Annotated in this window: 19 protein-coding genes; all 19 read left to right on the forward strand. The window is 52.2% G+C overall.

Annotated elements, in window-relative coordinates:
* Positions 1 to 49 precede the first annotated feature (49 nt).
* Genes ACQUQM_RS06790 through terL form a run of 19 tightly spaced genes read left to right on the forward strand, consistent with a single transcriptional unit; the run spans position 50 to position 16,125 of the window.
* The gene (locus tag ACQUQM_RS06790; RefSeq protein ID WP_432473727.1) at positions 50 to 670 is read left to right on the forward strand and encodes a hypothetical protein; all 621 of its coding nucleotides are present in this window, start codon (positions 50 to 52) and stop codon (positions 668 to 670) included.
* Entirely contained in the window at positions 663 to 3,368 is a 2,706-nt protein-coding gene (locus ACQUQM_RS06795; RefSeq protein ID WP_432473728.1) for a hypothetical protein, read from the forward strand. The genes ACQUQM_RS06790 and ACQUQM_RS06795 overlap by 8 nt, the downstream gene beginning before the upstream one ends.
* On the forward strand, positions 3,368 to 3,802 hold the full coding sequence (locus ACQUQM_RS06800; protein ID WP_432473729.1) for a hypothetical protein: 435 nt from the start codon (positions 3,368 to 3,370) through the stop codon (positions 3,800 to 3,802). The genes ACQUQM_RS06795 and ACQUQM_RS06800 overlap by 1 nt, the downstream gene beginning before the upstream one ends.
* Positions 3,799 to 4,185 (forward strand): hypothetical protein, encoded by a 387-nt coding sequence (locus ACQUQM_RS06805; protein WP_432473730.1) that lies wholly within the window; start codon positions 3,799 to 3,801, stop codon positions 4,183 to 4,185. Before ACQUQM_RS06800 ends, ACQUQM_RS06805 begins: the two co-directional genes overlap by 4 nt.
* Positions 4,182 to 4,727 (forward strand): virion core protein, T7 gp14 family, encoded by a 546-nt coding sequence (locus tag ACQUQM_RS06810; RefSeq protein ID WP_432473731.1) that lies wholly within the window; start codon positions 4,182 to 4,184, stop codon positions 4,725 to 4,727. The genes ACQUQM_RS06805 and ACQUQM_RS06810 overlap by 4 nt, the downstream gene beginning before the upstream one ends.
* The gene (locus ACQUQM_RS06815) at positions 4,724 to 6,586 is read left to right on the forward strand and encodes a hypothetical protein (protein ID WP_432473732.1); all 1,863 of its coding nucleotides are present in this window, start codon (positions 4,724 to 4,726) and stop codon (positions 6,584 to 6,586) included. Before ACQUQM_RS06810 ends, ACQUQM_RS06815 begins: the two co-directional genes overlap by 4 nt.
* Positions 6,516 to 9,653 carry a hypothetical protein gene (locus ACQUQM_RS06820; protein WP_432473733.1) on the forward strand — a complete coding sequence of 1,046 codons (3,138 nt, stop codon included), beginning with the start codon at positions 6,516 to 6,518 and terminating at the stop codon, positions 9,651 to 9,653. Before ACQUQM_RS06815 ends, ACQUQM_RS06820 begins: the two co-directional genes overlap by 71 nt.
* 10 nt (positions 9,654 to 9,663) lie before the next feature.
* The gene (locus ACQUQM_RS06825) at positions 9,664 to 10,530 is read left to right on the forward strand and encodes a phage tail fiber protein (RefSeq protein WP_432473734.1); all 867 of its coding nucleotides are present in this window, start codon (positions 9,664 to 9,666) and stop codon (positions 10,528 to 10,530) included.
* A complete protein-coding gene (locus ACQUQM_RS06830) occupies positions 10,530 to 11,132 on the forward strand; it encodes a hypothetical protein (protein ID WP_432473735.1) in 603 nt (200 codons plus the stop codon). Before ACQUQM_RS06825 ends, ACQUQM_RS06830 begins: the two co-directional genes overlap by 1 nt.
* A gap of 9 nt (positions 11,133 to 11,141) precedes the next feature.
* The gene (locus ACQUQM_RS06835) at positions 11,142 to 11,939 is read left to right on the forward strand and encodes a hypothetical protein (RefSeq protein WP_432473736.1); all 798 of its coding nucleotides are present in this window, start codon (positions 11,142 to 11,144) and stop codon (positions 11,937 to 11,939) included.
* A complete protein-coding gene (locus ACQUQM_RS06840; RefSeq protein ID WP_432473737.1) occupies positions 11,939 to 12,115 on the forward strand; it encodes a hypothetical protein in 177 nt (58 codons plus the stop codon). Before ACQUQM_RS06835 ends, ACQUQM_RS06840 begins: the two co-directional genes overlap by 1 nt.
* Positions 12,108 to 12,944, forward strand: a complete 837-nt coding sequence (locus tag ACQUQM_RS06845) for a spermidine synthase (RefSeq protein WP_432473738.1) — start codon at positions 12,108 to 12,110, stop codon at positions 12,942 to 12,944. Before ACQUQM_RS06840 ends, ACQUQM_RS06845 begins: the two co-directional genes overlap by 8 nt.
* Positions 12,937 to 13,170, forward strand: coding sequence for an HNH endonuclease (locus ACQUQM_RS06850; RefSeq protein WP_432473739.1), 234 nt, complete (start codon positions 12,937 to 12,939; stop codon positions 13,168 to 13,170). The genes ACQUQM_RS06845 and ACQUQM_RS06850 overlap by 8 nt, the downstream gene beginning before the upstream one ends.
* Positions 13,167 to 13,403, forward strand: a complete 237-nt coding sequence (locus ACQUQM_RS06855) for a hypothetical protein (protein ID WP_432473740.1) — start codon at positions 13,167 to 13,169, stop codon at positions 13,401 to 13,403. The genes ACQUQM_RS06850 and ACQUQM_RS06855 overlap by 4 nt, the downstream gene beginning before the upstream one ends.
* On the forward strand, positions 13,400 to 13,618 hold the full coding sequence (locus ACQUQM_RS06860; protein WP_432473741.1) for a hypothetical protein: 219 nt from the start codon (positions 13,400 to 13,402) through the stop codon (positions 13,616 to 13,618). Before ACQUQM_RS06855 ends, ACQUQM_RS06860 begins: the two co-directional genes overlap by 4 nt.
* Positions 13,596 to 13,772, forward strand: a complete 177-nt coding sequence (locus ACQUQM_RS06865) for a hypothetical protein (protein ID WP_432473742.1) — start codon at positions 13,596 to 13,598, stop codon at positions 13,770 to 13,772. Before ACQUQM_RS06860 ends, ACQUQM_RS06865 begins: the two co-directional genes overlap by 23 nt.
* Positions 13,750 to 14,145: a M15 family metallopeptidase gene (locus ACQUQM_RS06870; RefSeq protein ID WP_432473743.1), complete on the forward strand. Its 396-nt coding sequence runs from the start codon at positions 13,750 to 13,752 to the stop codon at positions 14,143 to 14,145. The genes ACQUQM_RS06865 and ACQUQM_RS06870 overlap by 23 nt, the downstream gene beginning before the upstream one ends.
* A gap of 9 nt (positions 14,146 to 14,154) precedes the next feature.
* Positions 14,155 to 14,376 (forward strand): hypothetical protein, encoded by a 222-nt coding sequence (locus tag ACQUQM_RS06875; protein ID WP_432473744.1) that lies wholly within the window; start codon positions 14,155 to 14,157, stop codon positions 14,374 to 14,376.
* Between the two features lie 60 nt (positions 14,377 to 14,436).
* On the forward strand, positions 14,437 to 16,125 hold the full coding sequence (gene terL / locus ACQUQM_RS06880) for a phage terminase large subunit (RefSeq protein ID WP_432473745.1): 1,689 nt from the start codon (positions 14,437 to 14,439) through the stop codon (positions 16,123 to 16,125).
* Positions 16,126 to 16,625 lie beyond the last annotated feature (500 nt).

Raw genomic sequence — 16,625 nt, forward strand, 5'->3', positions numbered from 1 at the left:
GAGTTAATAGCCCTGTGTCGGGCTTTTTTTTCATCTATAGGAGGACACTATGTCGCTCACAGCTACTACCAAATTGAACGCTATTAACGTGCTGTTGACTTCCATCGGTGAAGCTCCGGTGAACGCAGAAGGCTCTGGGCTGGATGAAGAGGCCATCGCTTCTTCTATTCTGGACGAGGTAAGCCGTGCTGTTCAGCTGATCGGCTGGAGCTGGAATACTGAAGACGGTTACCCGCTTGCGAAGAACCTGGGTGGAGAAGTTTACCTTCCGACCAACGCTCTAAAGGTGGACTTCCAGAACTCCAAGCACATCGCTCGGGGTACTCGTGTTTACGATAAGTCCAACCACACGTACATCTTTACGTCTGACCTCAAGGCCAAGATCATCTTCGGTCTGGGCTGGGAAGAACTGCCAGAGGCCATGCGCTCGTACATCATGTACCGAGGTGGCCGGGTATTCCAAGCTCGTCAATTGTCGTCCCAGATCATCGATCAGTTCACCCGCGAGGATGAGCAGAAAGCTTGGGTGGAATTGGTCAGCTCCGAGAATGAGGTCGGCAATCACACCATCTTCCAGAACACTGAGCTGAGCTTGATGCTTAACCGCTCGTCTTCTATTCCAGCTATTGATTACCACGCTGGCACCTTGGGAGGTATCGCCTTTGAGTGAGTTAGTCTCCCAATCAATTAATAACATGCAGAACGGGGTGTCCCAACAGTCAGCCGCTCTGCGTTTCAGTTCCCAGTGTGAAGACCAGCTGAACTGCCGTAACGATCCTGTTGACGGTATGGGCAAGCGGTTCAACACCAGCCACGTAGCAGCACTGTCTGGGATCACTGACCCTTCTAGTTATCACATCGACACCTTTGAACGTGATGAAACCGAGCAGTACAAGATGTTCGTTAAGAACGGCGTGATGAAGGTGCGCGATGCTGGGACAGGCTTCGACTATACCGTCACAGCTGATTCAGATGCACTACGTTACCTAGCGTTACGTGGAGACATCTCCGAGCACCGTGCGTATCAATTGCTGAACACTATCGATACAACCTTCGTATTGAATAAGACAGTTCCTGTGCGAGGACTGAAGCCCGGTGAGTCTGTCTCCGAGCCGACCAGTGCTGTCGCCCGGACAGCTATCGTCACTATTGCGAAGCATAAGTACGCTGAAGCAGCTAATCCTGACTATACGTACTTCCTGACGTTCACCATCAATGGCACTGAGTACACGTACAACGATGCGTCTGCCTCAAGTTCTGTCATTGCCGCTCAGGTCGCCACATGGATCGACACTGAGTATCCAACGGCGCTCTCCGTGACTACCTCTGGCCATGAGATTCGTGTCTCTATTCCTTCTGGACTGACTCCGACTATCTCTGGTATTTGGGATGTCACCGAGAATGGAACAGAACACCCCCTAGGAACTGGCACCGTCACCACTCTGACTTACCACGACACCACCGTCACAGCTCCGGCTGCTGATGCTCCGGCTGCTCTCTGGTACATCAAACAGGCTGACTACAAGACCACGTACTCCGTGATCCTGAACGGGACTACTTGTTCCATTGAGACACCTGAAGCGACCTCTGCACGAGCACGAGCTGGTCTGGACACCATGAACCTTACCGGGCAGATGCTTACCGCTATCAATGGTCTGACAGGCTCCCACGGCTGCACAGCTGTTCAACACGGTAACGTCTTGTACATCAAGCGTAATGCTAATGATGACTTCAGCTGTATTGCTCATGATGACTTGGGTGACCGAGCGTCTTACGCAGTGAAGGAATGGGCATCCTCCATGGACGAAATCCCGCCGAATGGCATTGAAGGATTCCGAGTGGAGATCAGAGGCGAAGCTTCAGATGTTGATGTCGATCCGTATCACATCATGTATACAGAGCTGGCTAATGATGGCACCCAGACTGCCGGTGTTTGGAAAGAGACAGTTAAGAGTGGAGTCGGCACCAAGCTCGATAACCGCACTATGCCTCTTTCGCTTACCCGTGGGCAGGACGCAGGTGAGATCGCTGCAGGCAATCCGTTGGGCATCAAGTTCACGCTGTCCTCCACACCGTTTGCTGAGCGTACTGTCGGTGACGAGATTACAGCCCCGTACCCATCATTCACTTCCACAACAGACGCTAATGGTCTGGTAACAGCCCAGCGCCACATTAAGTCAATGGTGTTCCACAAGAACCGTCTTGGCTGTATTGCTGACGAGAACCTGATCTTCTCCGAGACAGGGGAGTACTTGAACTTCTTCCCGACAACTGTAGTTACGACTCTGGACGCTGACCCTATCGATGTTGCTCTCAATATCAATGAGGTGGCACCTGTAGAGCACACTCTGCAACACGCTGGGAAGCTCTTCCTGTTTGCTCCAAAGACGCAGATGGTTGTAACCAGCGGCGATGTGTTCAACGCAGATTCCATCGATATTGACGTATTGTCTAACTATCGGGTGGATACCACTGTGGCACCGTTTGTTCACGAAGGCACGATCCATTTCTGGTCGAAGGGTACGAAGTATTCCACCTTGAATGAGTATCTGCCACAGGGCGACTCCGAGCGATACAAGGCGCTGCCAATCACACCTCACGTACCTACGTATGTCGAAGGCCAGGTGATTCGCACATTGCCTGTTCAGCGTGAAAACCTGCTGCTCCATTTGACCCGAAGCGACAATGGGAACGCAGAGAACCATGTGTACGTGACTAACATCATGATGCAGGGCGCTGAGCGTGTTCAGAACGCATGGCAGAAGTGGACATTCACCGGAAAGATCATCGATATGGCGCTTGTGAAGAACAAGCTGTCACTGGTGGTTGAACACACCGATGGCGTATTCCTTGAAGAGATCACTTTGTCCCATGACCCACTGAAAGAAGAGCTGGGATTCCCAGTGTTCTTGGATAGGCGGGAAGAGGTCGATGAGAACTTCACGCTACCCGGCGGTGACACTCGTGTGATCTACGAGAACAAAGGACGTTATTGGACAGGCTTCCGCTACCAGCAGAAGTACGAGTTCTCTGAATTCTTTGTCCGTGACGGTGAGCGTAAGGCCATCACTGGTGGTCGTCTGCAGCTTCGCTATCTGGAACTCGGGTTCCACGACACAACCAATTTCACGGTGACCATGACTCGCGGTAACCAAGCGTTCCGCACGAAGAACTATGAAGGTCTGGTGATCGGCTCACTTCAATACCTACTGGGTGAAGTACCGACAGAGACTGGAACAGAACGATTCCCGATTCACACCCGGTCTTCCAACGTCACCATCACAATCACAAACGATACCGAGCATGACGCTGTGTTCCATGCAGCTGAGTGGGAAGGTACGTACACCCGTAGAACACGGAGGATGTAATGATCCAAGTAGATGACTACTGCGCGACTGATGCCGCTGAGCTGAGTCGCCACCTTCGCGTGTCCGATCTCGACTACCTGTTTGCCCTGTCCAAGAGCGATCCAATTGCTGTCCTTGAGGACTGCTTTGATGAAGCGGAAAAGGCCTACACCTTTCACATTGATGGAGAGGTAGTGGCATGCATGGCGTTCACCGAGGACAACGTATGGCTGCAAACAAACAGCCTGACCGATGGTCGTGCGAAGGAAGTCATCCGGGCAGGGAGGAAGGCACTCAGTCTTCTCCCTGAACGCTCGATGTTCACTATCGCACCCCGTGATGACAAACGAGTGATGCTGCTTTGTAAGGCGCTTGGTTTCACTGAGCAGACCGCAGAGTACATCGATTACGAAGGCAGTGGGATTCCCCATGTCGCCTTATGGAGGACTTTATGAGTAACGTCCAAACTATTGAAAATACAGTAAAACAGTTGCCACAAGTAGAGACTCCGACTGAACACTTCTTCACTGAAGGTCTGTACACGCGACAGGTAAAGCTGGCGAAGGGAACTGTCGCTGTAGGCAAACGCCACAAAGCAAAGACCCTGAATATCCTGATCGAAGGAACCATGCAGGTAACGATGGATGATGACCCGGACAAGGTGGTCACCCTGAAAGCTCCCATGGCCTTTGAGTCAGAAGCTGGTGTTAAGAAGGCTGTCTTCTGTGTGACCGATTGCATCCTTTTGAATGTACACCGTAGCGATGAGACAGACCTTGAGAAACTTGAGGCTGAGATCATCGAGCCTGCTGATATTGATATGGAGGCGATCCTATGACTTGGGTAGCAACAGCGACACTGGCTGTCACAGCTTACACCAGCCACGAAGCCTCCAAGACCAACAATGCTCTCTCCGAGCAGAACCGGGATGCTGCTGTGGTTTCCCAGACCTACGACAATCGTTCCTTGAATGAGCAGCTGCGTCAGGAAGAAGAACTCAATGCAGACAAGAAGTTAGAGCTGCGTCTTCAAGCTTTGAACGCAGAATCCACTATGCAGGCTTCTGAGCGTGGAGTCGCTGGTACATCAGTTGACCGACAGTCTCAAGAAGTCAGCAATATGCTGGGCTTGGCGATTCAACAGATCAATGACAACGAAGCTGGTAGCCGTAACCAACTGGAGATGAGCAAGAAGGGTACTACTGCCCAAGCTCAGTCCCGGATCAACAGCATGCCGAAGACTTCGTACAACCCAATGGCTGACATTGCGAAGACAGGCCTGTCGATCTACGGCGGCTTCGGTCAAGCGAAGTCTGCTGCAAAAGCTAATGACCTCAAACAACCATCATTCACTGACTACGCATTTGGAGACTGGAAATGACCCTACGTAAAGTAACAGCCCAGCGCGTAGACACCTTTGTTCAGCAGAGCCGAGGTGGATTAGCTGCGGTAAATCAACGCACCCGTGAAGTCGGCGGTGTGCTGCAACAGCTTGGTGTCGTCATGGGCGATAAACGCAAGCGTGACTTCGATGAAGCAGCAAAGGAAGTACAGGCAGATGCCCGGACTCGTGCTCGTAACATTGAAGCTAATCACCGTGCTGGCATCGAGGAAGCACTGGAACGCCCAGAGACTTACGATGGGTCTGCTGAAGACTTCCTGAAGGGCGAGGTGATGCAAGGTGTCTACGCCGAGCTGGACGATATGCCGTACCCAGAGCACCGGAAGAAGTTCCGGGAGCAGATGGATGACATGGTGCTCCGTAAGTTCGGTGAAGGTGCCTCTCGTCAGGAATACATCGCCCGTGATCGTCAGGCGCAGCTGGCTCAACAGAGTGGAGCTACGTATGGCATTAAGGGTCAGATGGAGGCTTACACAGATTCCCTGGCTACAGGTATTCGTGATGAAGATGCGTTCTCTGCAGGACTGGCTACGGCTATCCAGCAAGGCCCAGAGTATCTCACTGAATTCGCTGGCGCTCGTGAGTGGACACCGGAACAGAACCTGCAGATCAAGAAGGAAATCAAGCGGTTATCCGAGGTTTCTAAAGCAAAGAAGGATGCTGAATTTGGCTACCTGAAGCGGCTCATGGGTCGTGATGGTCTTCACAATTCCAGCTCTGCGCTGCAAGCAGCTTACGCTCTGCGTGACCGGAAGTCTGACCAAATGTCTCCTGCTGAACTGGGTGGACTACAGGCTGACATCGAGTTACTGGAAGCGAAGGCTATGCAGTTTGACGATGTAGCGAAGATGATCGATGGCGGTATGTCCAAGCAGCGTCTGTATAACCAGTATCCCGATCTGGGAAGTGGTGACATCGATGATGTTCAGAACCAGTTGTACCGTCAGGCACAAGCCGGTGGTCTGGAGTCAGAGATCGCATTCCTGCAGAAGAATCCGCACAGCTTACCTCCAACATATACAGCTGAGTTTAAGGAGCTACAAGGCTCATTCGGTGCTCTGGATATTCACAACGCTGAAGACATGGCTAATGCCGAGGCTCAGTGGAAGCGACACTCCCAGATCATGGAAGCTCTCGGCCCACGTACAGTGGACATGCTGTTGAAGCGTGATGCTCCTCGTGCCTTCGTGTTTGACGCAAAGGTTCGGAATAAGGACTTCAAGACTGCTGTAGCTTCTACCCAGCGTTGGGACGAGAACAAGGCCATGAATGGCGGCATCGGACTCCGAGTGGACAAGAAGGTCGCTGATGAAGTGCGTTCAGAGGTTCTGGACAATCTCAATATCCCTGCAGGCCAGAAAGACCTCTTTGAAGCCCAGATCAACTCCATGATGAACGAAGCCCGACAGCTTGGTATCCGGGAGAAAGATGATCTGATGTTGATGGTCGAGAAGGACGTAAGCAACCTCATGGTTGACGGTCTGCCTAACTCGGTGCCTTTCATGAGTTTCCTCGGTGAGTTCTATACCGACCATGAGATTAGCGCCAAAGACGGAGTTGAATTCATTCGCCGTCAGGTAGGCATGGGCGGTCTTGAGATTCCTGAAGATGCTGACGCTCACTTCGATCCGACTAATCCCCGCATGATCTTCTTCACAGACGCTGAGACAGGCCAAAGGCTGCACCCGCAGGCTCTGGACTCTCAATCGATCTTCGCTGAGTACATGCAGAACAACAAAATTCCGACACGTAAGGAGCGAAATTTAGATGCCGTTACAGGACGAGCAGCTCAACGTGAGCGCACCAACAACTGGCTCATTGAGCGAGGCTATCGCTAAGCCTACTTACACTGGAGCAGCCTTGACCGGGGATGACATTCGCGTCCCTGATCTGGCTGCGAAGGACTTTGATCTTTCCTTCGACTTCGCAAAGAAGGCAGCAAGCGAACAATGGCTTAATCCGATCACTATCGCGGAACGAGCCGCAACTAACTACGAGGAAGACCCCCAGTTCGACCCCCAGTCTGCAGAGATGCTTAAGGCTATCCCTTCATTATTTAATGATGAGCAGCAGCAGTTGCTAATGGAAGCCAAGAGCGAAGACCACTGGCTGGACTTGAAGGAGGAGTTCGATGCAGGCCTACAGTATCAGGAAGAGCTGGCCCTTGGCGGCCCTGAAGCTCAGTTCTGGTCTGGAGCTATTGGCATGCTTGATCCGACTGCGCTGGCAGCTGTGGGCCTCTCTGAAGGCGCAGCTCTGGCGTGGCTGGCTCGTGGTAACAAACTGAAGAACCTGGGTGTAGGTGCGAGTGCTGCTATTACAGGCGGTGCTGGCGCTACTTCAGAGGCTGTATTGGCTGGCCTACGGGCTGGTCAGTTCTCTGAATACGATGAGGAAGATGCTCTGATCGATATGTCCATCGGTGCTGCTTTTGGTGGAACTCTGGGTGCTGGCTATACGGCATACCACAAGTTCGGCAAAGCAATGCTGGCTGACAAGATGGCACGACGAAGCTCACGGGACGCAAGTGCTGCTGAGACTGACTCTGATACCTACTTCGTTGACCGGACACAGAATGCTCACATGAAGCGTTCTGCCAGTACCAAGATGCGCGACATTGCAGACGAGATGTCTTCTAGCGGTGCCAATCCTAATGGTGTCGCTGCTGACTCTACTTCTGATCAGTTCCGTACCCGGAAGCTGGCTGACCATAACAAGATTCACGATGAGGCCTTCCAAGAGTTCAAGAAGGAGTCTGGCGTTAAGTCTTGGCAGTGGATCAAGGAACGGATGCTCCGTAAGGAGTTCTCCCAGCAGGCAGGGCGTTACAACTTGGAAGTCCAGAGTGGGAGCGTTGATCCCTCCAAGTATCACCCGGCAGTAATGAAGTACGCTGATTCGTCCTCGATCCTGCACCATGGAATTGGACAGGAAGCAGGGGATGTTGGTGTTTCTGGATTCAAGGACTTTGAGTCAAAACCCGGCTTCTTCAAACGTAAATGGAAGGGCGACAGTCACCTGACAGTCACCAACCGTAACGGCGATACGATCACTGAGTCAGGCTTTGAGAACCTAGTGTTCCAGAGCATGAAGAAGCGCGTAGAGCCTGAAAAGTGGACACCTGCTCGTGAGAAGTTGGTTGCCAAGGTTGCCTTCGGATTCACCCGGAACTTCATGAAAGGCAGTAAGACCGAGATGAAGAGTCTCGATGAAATCTTGCTGGATGAAGAAGGTCTGGCTGAGTTCCTGCGTCTGGAGACAGAGCTGGAGATCGGTGACATCCAGAAGCTGGTAACCGATGCCTTTGTTGATGCCAGTGATGATATTACCAAGCGCCAAGACCTGAAGGGTAAGAAGGCCAACGAGAAGAAGCAAAACGCTTATGACCGTGGCAAGAAGCGCATGGACTTGGATATGGCCCTCGACATCGATGGGTTCAATCTGGGTATGTTCATCGATACCGATCTGGAGAAGATGTCACAGGAATACATTCTGGAGATGGGAGGCCACATTGCGATGGCACGGCATCTTGGAGTGAAGAACCCTCGGCAACTAGCAGAACTTCGTAACAAGATCGAATCTGATGTCCCTCAAGCAGACCGGAAGAAAGAGCTGGAACTCTTTGAGCAGGTACGTAATGAGATCTACGGGAAGCCGATGGTTGACCAAGGAGACTCTACGTTGCACCGGACAGGCCAACAGCTGCGCCGGGTTACATTCACCACCTCAATGGGATTAGCCTCAATGGCTGCTCTGACTGAAGTAGCGACCATCGTTGCTGAGAATGGTGTCCGGGCTTCACTGAAGAACCTCCCGGCATTAGGTCAGATCACCAAGGCTGCATTCCTGCGTAAGCAAGGCCCACAGTTAATCAAGGAAGCCAACAGCTTCGACGGTGCAATCGCTGATGAATATCTGGCGACTATGTACCAAGACTTGGATGACCTGGCTTTGCAAGATGGCAATGTCGATGGCGTTCTGAACAAGGTCGATATTGTGACCCACAAGCTCCAACGGGGCATGGGCTATCTGTCCTTCCTTGAGCCTGTTGACCGCTCTCTGAAGATGTATGCGTTCTCTACTGGTAACACTGCGGTCTACGACAACCTGATCAAAGGGTCGAAGACTCGGTTTCCTTACGAGGACTACGGGATCGGCAAGACGCTGAAGAAGCGGATCAAAGAGCAGTTCAAAGCGCATCCCCCAGAGCTAGACAAGTGGGGAGCCGTGAAGAAGAACCACTTTGAGAAGTGGGATGCAGACATTCGCCGTCAGTACATTGCTGCCATGCACCGTGCAAACACTATGCAGGTACAGAAGCAATTGGCTGGCGAGAAGATCGCTATGTTTGAAGGCCCGATTGGGAAGATTTGGACACAGTTCCGTTCCTTCATGATCGGCTCTTGGGCTAAGCATTCTCTGCGAACCTACGGACGCTTGAAGTCTGGCGAAGGGCGGGAAGCTGCTGTTATCGCTCAGATGGTCGCTGCACCTTTAGCGGCTATGCAATACACCATGCGAACCTACGCTCAGGCGGCTGGCCGTGAAGACCAAGATGAGTTCTTGGAGAAGCGTCTGCGCCCCGAAGTTATTGCTGCTACGGCGGCTAACTACATGCCTGCGCTGGGTGTCCCGATGGCCTTCGCGTCTACTGGGCTGTACATCGGAGGCGGTGCAATGCCGGTCTTCCGATCCTCTGGTTATGCGCCTGATCTGGCAACTGCTGGCCCTGTGCCTGAGTTCCTTCAGAGTCTGACCAAAACAGCTCGTAATGTTACCAAAAGTGCAACCGGCGAAATGGACTGGTCTGACGGTAACTGGCGTAACGCCGCTCGATTAATTCCCTTCAACAACACTCTTGTAGGAACAGCTTTCACCAACACGATGCTCCACTACAACGACTAAAGGAGGCGCAATGCCTGAATACTCAATCGCACGGTATGACGGTGATGGGGTGACCAAGAACTTTGTAATCCCCTTCGCTTACACAGACCCTGCAGAAATTGAGGTTCGTGTCGATGGTATCCAAGTGGCAACTGATGATCTGACAGGAGGTACGGCGGCTTTAGCTGCTGCGCCTTCTGCCTCTTCAAAAGTGGTCATTACCCGCGATACAAACCTCGCCAACAGGGCGGTGGACTTCCAGTCTGCTGCTCGATTAACCGAAGCAAACCTCGATAACGCTAACGTCCAGCTGTTTAACGCTGTGCAGGAGGCGTATGACCGGGCGCAACGCTCGATTGAGAAGGATGATTTTGGAGCATTCGATGCCCTGAATCAGCGGGTCACTAACGTAGCTGACCCTTCAACTGGCTCCGATGCTGCTACCAAGAATTACGTGGATAACGCTCCGGGTACGGCTGTAGCTGACGCTCAAGCGGCCCAAGCTGCTGCGGAGTTCGCTCGTGATCAGATTACCAATATGACTGTGGTCGTACACGACCTCGCTTACGGTACTCCGGGCTACGCAACGTGGAACCCAGCGACTGGACGGATGGATTTGTACATCTCTGAAGGTTTGGTCGGTAGCCAAGGCCCAGCCGGTAACACAGGCCCAGAAGGCCCAATCGGAGGCCAAGGCCCAGTCGGTGTTCAAGGCCCAGTTGGTGTTCAAGGCCCAGTCGGCCCTGAAGGCCCAGTTGGCGGTACACCTCTCGGACTGGCTTTCGCTAAGTTCAAGATCGAGCCAACCACCGGAATGCTTCAGTGCGATTACTACGGCACTGCTAATTCCAATGACTTCTCAATTAATGCCAATGGCGAACTGGAGGTAACTTACTAATGGCTACTCTTAATATTGGTCGTGTCCGTCCAGTCCTTCGCGGGGCGTGGAGCGGGGCGACTACCGATTATGTAGCGATGGACTGGGTGTCCTATAACGGCAGCACTTACATTGCTATTCAAGATGTTCCAACAAACACAGCACCTGACAGTGACCCTGCGTACTGGGAGATTACTTCCACCAAGGGTGATAAGGGTGATACCGGCGACACTGGTGCTCAGGGTATCCAAGGCATCCAGGGTATCCAAGGTAACATCGGTAACACTGGTGCCACAGGCGCTATCGGCCCGACTCCAGCTCACGGTTGGTCTGGCACTCAGTTACGCTTTGAGGTTACTCCGGGTAACTGGGGAACCTATACCGATCTGGTAGGCCCACAAGGCCCAGCGGGTACAAACGACTATAACAGCCTAGTGAACGTCCCTGCGTCATTCGCTCCGTCTGCCCACGGTCACGCATGGGGCGACCTGTCAGGCGTACCGTCTACTTTTCCACCTGACGCACACAATCACGATTCCAGCTATGTAGCGAAATCCACAATCACCATCTCTACTGCAGCGCCTTCTGGCGGTGTGAATGGAGACATCTGGTTCAAGTATTAAGGAGACTTCATGACAGTTAACGTACGACAAGGCGGCGTTTGGTACGAGGCAGCCCCTCATGTCAAACAAGGCGGCGTTTGGTACGAGTGTCAGGAAGTGTGGAACAAACAAGCGGGGGTCTGGGAACAGTCCTTCGCTAATGTCCAGACCTACACTTCTACTGGTACGCGAACCAATGTAAACATCTTTGCTGACTTCGGTAGTCCTACAGAAGCTGGCGATTTCATCTGGATCAATAACGGTGACTGCCGGTCAGGTGGCAGCACTTACGCTGTGCAGACAGGCACATTCCCTTCAGGCTCTACGCTGACCATCATCAATAACGGCTACATCCGTGGACGCGGAGGTAAGGGCGGTAACTGTGCGACTCAAAGTGCAAGCTCGGGTTCTCCCGGTCAGACCGCTCTCACTTGTGGTTACTCCTGCACTATCGATAACACCAATGGCTACATCTACGGTGGCGGTGGTGGCGGCGGTGGTGCCTCTGACGTAGTTGGTAAAGGTATCTACTACAACTGCGCGGGGGGCGGTGGCGCTGGTTCCAATGCAGGTGCTGGCGGTACGCGATCAGGTACAGGCGATAACGGAGATGCAGGCTCCCTGACTGGCGGCGGTGCTGGCGGTTACTACAGTTCACGTTACGGCGGCGCTGGAGGTGGACTAGGTGCTTCAGGCGCTACGGCTCCGTCGCACAACAGCTATCGAGGCTCTGGCGGTGCTGCAGGTAAAGCTATAGCCAAGAACGGCAAGACGGTGACCATCACTGCTGGTAATAACTCAACTCAAGTTAAAGGAGCAGTTTCTTAATGGACTATCTCATCAAAAGTGTAAACCACGAAGAAGGCACGATGGTCATTGAATGGGCCAATGGTGTCCGTCTGAACCACTTCATTCCTCTTCTTATTCTGGAAGGGGAAGACCTAACCATCGCGGAGCTAGACGCTCTGATCCGTAACGAAGCCCCGGAGGACACAAATGGCTGAACCAACACGACCTGACCTAAATGGGTTCTTCCGGTTAATCGACGGTGAGTGGAGGCTGATCTTCGGCATCTGTGATGCTGGTAAGCTGACTCTCGATCCTACAAAGTGCGCTCCACATCCTGAAGAGGCTGGGACACTCAAGTACCACGAAATGAGCGAACACGGTCACATTGATATTGTGACATCCGGTGACGGGAAGCTGATCCTCCAGCTGGATGACGTATACATGGCTACCGGGGATACTGAAGGGCGTTGTGCTTCTGAAAGTCTCCCTGTGATTCCGGCCCCGGAGAACGTGGCTGTAATCGGCTTAGGCGCAGGTACTGACGTAAAGACGCTCGTTGACCATCCAAGCGTGACCAATGTAGATGTGGTCGAGATCAATCAAGCGATTGTAGACCTGCTGCCGTACTTCAATGACTTCAATGACAAGCCTGTGAACATCATCGTGGAAGACGCTGTGCAGTACTTTGCTGACGTTGCGCCTGCTACGTATGACGCTGTGTACTCTGATCCGCAAGACGCTACGAAGCCTCACGCAACGCTGCTGTACAAGCAGGAAACCTTTGAGACATTCAAGGCTGCACTGAAACCTGGAGGTTGTCTAGTACACCGTCTGTGCTTCCTCTCCGAGGATGCCTTGGCAATCTTCATGAACACACTTTCGGCAGTCTTCAAGCACGTTGTGTTCGCTGGAGAGCAGACCGTCATTGCGTCAGATTCAGAGATTAAAGGCACACGCTGGTATCCCCAGACAGCCTTGTTCAACACCAAGGCCAATACATTGCTGGAAGATCAGTATGCCGCTGATAAGGAGGCCCATGCCTGATCCGAAAGGAATGACCACCCGCGAAGCCTACCTCAAGTACCGATCTGATCCCACAACCCTTAAGAAGCAACGTAACCGGAATAAGAACCGGCGGCGTTACACCAAGCTGGGCCTTGTAAAGAAAGGTGACGGCAAAGCAATCGACCATAAAGACGGGAATGCTCTGAATAACAAGCGGAGCAATCTCCAAATTATGGGCCATGAGAAGAACAGGAGGAAGCAATGAGTGAGCGCACCATGGAGAGCTTGTTCGACCTGATTCACAGGAAGCAAGCAGAGGCCATCTTGGAGATACTGGAGAATGGAGGCGTAACAGCCCAAGAACTCAACGCTATCAACAAGTTCCTCGCAGACAACAACATCACTGGCATTAAGTCCGACAACGCTGGCTTGAAGAAGCTATCGGATGGTCTGGATGAATTCGACCAGTACGACAATGTGGCGGTGTTCAAACGATGAGTAATGAAGTCGAAGCTGCAGCCGGTCTGGCAAAGGCAGCACCACCATTAGCCGTAACAGGCATGACCATTTACGGGATAGAGCTGAGCGACATCGTTCTGATCGTCACCCTCGTCTATACCGTCCTTCAAGTAATCCTGCTGATCCCTCGTTATTGGCAGTTAATCAAAAACCTATTTAAGGAGATTCCCGATGTTTCTATTGGCGATACTTAAAAATATTCTGCTTGCTGCTCTTGGTGAGCGCGTGGTGGCTAAGGCCTTCTTCGGACTTGCCGACTGGCTTGCCGATCAATCCGCAACCAACATCGATGACGAAATCGTTACCGAGTGGAGAAAAGCATACTATGGCGAAAAGCTACAAGCTTAGCCGCCGTAGCAACTCCCGCCTCAACACTGTTCATCCCAACCTTCGGCGCGTCATCCGACGAGCTATTGAAATAACCAAGATCGATTTCGGCATCCCTCCAGACGGAGGCTTACGCACGGCTGACCGCCAGCATGAGCTGTTCCTGAAGAAGGTGTCGAAGTGTGACGGTTTCCACAAGAAGTCCTACCACCAGTCAGGCAACGCAGTCGATGTGTACGCCTACGTGGACGGTAAGGCTTCTTGGGATGAAGAGCATCTGGCAATGGTTGCTGCAGCGGTACTTCAAGCTGCTTCAGAGTTACAAATTTCAATCGAGTGGGGAGGCCTGTGGGATTACACAGATATGCCTCACTTCCAACTATCTAAATCATAAGGAACCAATATGAGCTACTCAAATATCTACCCAGAAAACCAAGTCCTGGCTGCACTGGACGCTGCGTACCACACCCGTGAACAGCAGGGCAAACTGACCGCAACCGTGACTACCAAGTTCCAGACCGATGCGACCTCTAAAGGTGTCGTTAAGATGCTGGACAAACTGAAGCTGAAGGCCGATCCCGACCATGACGCTGCTGTCGATGCGCTGGTTGAGTTGATCAGCTAATCCCTCGTTAACCACTAGTAAGCCCTGCGGGGCTTCAAGTACCGCAGGGCGAGGAGGTGTATGCAAGACTACTCCAAGCTTGAAGAGCGACTCCGGGGAGACTTCAGTTTCTTCCTGTTTATGATCTGGAAACACCTACAACTTCCAGACCCCACCCCATTACAGTATGACATCGGCAAGTATCTAGCCAACGGCCCAGAGCGGTGCATTATCGAAGCCTTCCGAGGTTGCGGTAAGTCATTCGTTACGTCTGCTTATGTTATCTGGCTCCTCTACCGTGACCCGCAGATTAAGGTCATGGTGGTATCTGCTACCAAAGAACGTGCTGATGCGTTCTCCCAGTTTACCAAGCGTCTGATCGCTGAAGTAGACTTCTTGATGCACCTCGCCCCAGCTCCCGGTCAACGGGACAGTCTGATCGCATTTGATGTGGCACCGGCCTTGACCGACCACTCGCCAAGCGTAAAGTCTGCCTCGATTACCGGGCAAATCACTGGTTCTCGTGCCAACGTCATTATCGCAGATGACATCGAAGTACCGGGCAACTCCTACACACAGGACTCCCGTGACAAGCTTGCCAACTTGGTAACTGAATTCGATGCGATCCTGAAGCCTTATGACCCACGGACGATGAAGGAGAAGCCTCGTGTAATCTATTTGGGTACGCCCCAGACCGAGATGTCCCTTTACAATACGTTGCGTGAGCGTGGCTATGAGTGCCGTATCTGGCCTCTGTTATTCCCGACAGATAAACAGCGTGTTAGCTACAAGGGGGCACTGGCTCCATTTGTCACCGATCCTGTTGATGGTAACTATGCCGTACCCGGTGAAAGCACAGAGCCTTCCCGGTTCGATATGGCTGACATCGAGAAGCGGCGACTGTCCTACGGTAAGGCAGGCTTCGCCCTGCAGTTCATGCTCGACACAGCTCTCTCCGATGCGAATAAGTATCCGTTAAAGCTGGAAGACCTCGTGGTGATGGACGTAGGCCGCAACAAGGCACCCGTTGATTTCACAGTGATGCGTAATGATGAAACCTGTCTGAAGGCCTTGGAGTCTGTGGGTCTGGCAGGTGATCGCTACTATCGGCCACACTGGGTTTCTAAAGAGTCCCAGGATTATACCGGAGCGGTCATGGTGATTGACCCATCTGGCCGAGGAAGCGATGAGACTACTTGGTGTATCGCCAAGATGTACGCTGGCAATATCTTCGTTCCAGAGATCGGTGGTACGTCCGAAGGCTACTCCGAGAAGACCCTGATGAGCTTGGCTCTGACCGCGAAGAAGCACAAGGTAAACATGATACTCATCGAGTCTAACTTTGGTGACGGCATGTTCGCTCAGCTGCTCCGGCCATTCCTGCAGAAGGTGTACCCATGCACGATTGATGAAGTACGCCAGACCATGCAGAAAGAGAAGCGGATCATCGATACCCTTGAGCCAGTCATGATGCAGCACAAGCTGGTTATTGACCCCAAGGTGATTGAAGGTGATCTGGCAGAGTGTGAAAGAGACTTGAGTTACTCCTGCTTCCACCAGATGTCCCGACTGACCGCTGACCGAGGGTCACTGCGTCATGATGACCGATTGGATGCGCTGGCTATGGCCGTAGCGTACTGGGTGGAGCAAATGGATGCTGACTCATCTGTGATTGAGAAAGAACGGCAAGACGAAGAGATGCAGAAGTTCCTTGAAGCTTATGTTGTTGGTTACGAAGTACCGCAGCAGCAGTGGATGGAGACATGGTAATTTGATACCCCACACCCTAGGAAAGAAGTAAGCCGGGGAATACATAAGTGTATACCTAGCCTACCTTTCCCTCATGGTGTCTCTCTCTAGGGTTACCCTGCGTTACCGAGGAAGTGGTAATGCAGGGTCTATCCTATCGGTATGACCATATCTATTAATATCAATGTAATAACTATGAAGGTAGAGCTTAGTGTCCATGCTTCGTGCTACGCACTCAGCATAAGATAGCAAGCAGTATCTTAACTCTCATGATTAATATGAACAGATGGACTGATGGTAAGACTGATGGTCTAACCCTAAGCCTTATGGTCAACCCCAAGTAGGGGGCTGTTGGTTAGACTCCTGGTCAACTGAGTGTTGGCTGAAGGTTCATATTTGGGTAAAAAATCTGTGTAACTTCTTAAATACTTCGCCTCCGGCGCTACCCCCCCGCAACCCCTTGATTTCACTGCCTTTCTTGATGTTTTCTTGGCGCTGGCTGCTGGTTTGGAGATGTTGCT

It is taken from the genome of Amphritea sp. HPY (genome assembly GCF_050870985.1).
In the GTDB taxonomy this organism is placed as follows: domain Bacteria; phylum Pseudomonadota; class Gammaproteobacteria; order Pseudomonadales; family Balneatricaceae; genus Amphritea.

What these genes read in the sequence shown, in the direction of transcription:
- ACQUQM_RS06790 (WP_432473727.1), top strand. Translation starts at nt 50, where the DNA reads ATGTCGCTCACAGCTACTACCAAATTGAACGCTATTAACGTGCTGTTG.
- ACQUQM_RS06800 (WP_432473729.1), top strand. Translation starts at nt 3,368, where the DNA reads ATGATCCAAGTAGATGACTACTGCGCGACTGATGCCGCTGAGCTGAGT.
- ACQUQM_RS06805 (WP_432473730.1), top strand. Translation starts at nt 3,799, where the DNA reads ATGAGTAACGTCCAAACTATTGAAAATACAGTAAAACAGTTGCCACAA.
- ACQUQM_RS06810 (WP_432473731.1), top strand. Translation starts at nt 4,182, where the DNA reads ATGACTTGGGTAGCAACAGCGACACTGGCTGTCACAGCTTACACCAGC.
- ACQUQM_RS06815 (WP_432473732.1), top strand. Translation starts at nt 4,724, where the DNA reads ATGACCCTACGTAAAGTAACAGCCCAGCGCGTAGACACCTTTGTTCAG.
- ACQUQM_RS06820 (WP_432473733.1), top strand. Translation starts at nt 6,516, where the DNA reads ATGCCGTTACAGGACGAGCAGCTCAACGTGAGCGCACCAACAACTGGC.
- ACQUQM_RS06825 (WP_432473734.1), top strand. Translation starts at nt 9,664, where the DNA reads ATGCCTGAATACTCAATCGCACGGTATGACGGTGATGGGGTGACCAAG.
- ACQUQM_RS06830 (WP_432473735.1), top strand. Translation starts at nt 10,530, where the DNA reads ATGGCTACTCTTAATATTGGTCGTGTCCGTCCAGTCCTTCGCGGGGCG.
- ACQUQM_RS06835 (WP_432473736.1), top strand. Translation starts at nt 11,142, where the DNA reads ATGACAGTTAACGTACGACAAGGCGGCGTTTGGTACGAGGCAGCCCCT.
- ACQUQM_RS06840 (WP_432473737.1), top strand. Translation starts at nt 11,939, where the DNA reads ATGGACTATCTCATCAAAAGTGTAAACCACGAAGAAGGCACGATGGTC.
- ACQUQM_RS06845 (WP_432473738.1), top strand. Translation starts at nt 12,108, where the DNA reads ATGGCTGAACCAACACGACCTGACCTAAATGGGTTCTTCCGGTTAATC.
- ACQUQM_RS06850 (WP_432473739.1), top strand. Translation starts at nt 12,937, where the DNA reads ATGCCTGATCCGAAAGGAATGACCACCCGCGAAGCCTACCTCAAGTAC.
- ACQUQM_RS06855 (WP_432473740.1), top strand. Translation starts at nt 13,167, where the DNA reads ATGAGTGAGCGCACCATGGAGAGCTTGTTCGACCTGATTCACAGGAAG.
- ACQUQM_RS06860 (WP_432473741.1), top strand. Translation starts at nt 13,400, where the DNA reads ATGAGTAATGAAGTCGAAGCTGCAGCCGGTCTGGCAAAGGCAGCACCA.
- ACQUQM_RS06865 (WP_432473742.1), top strand. Translation starts at nt 13,596, where the DNA reads ATGTTTCTATTGGCGATACTTAAAAATATTCTGCTTGCTGCTCTTGGT.
- ACQUQM_RS06870 (WP_432473743.1), top strand. Translation starts at nt 13,750, where the DNA reads ATGGCGAAAAGCTACAAGCTTAGCCGCCGTAGCAACTCCCGCCTCAAC.
- ACQUQM_RS06875 (WP_432473744.1), top strand. Translation starts at nt 14,155, where the DNA reads ATGAGCTACTCAAATATCTACCCAGAAAACCAAGTCCTGGCTGCACTG.
- terL (WP_432473745.1), top strand. Translation starts at nt 14,437, where the DNA reads ATGCAAGACTACTCCAAGCTTGAAGAGCGACTCCGGGGAGACTTCAGT.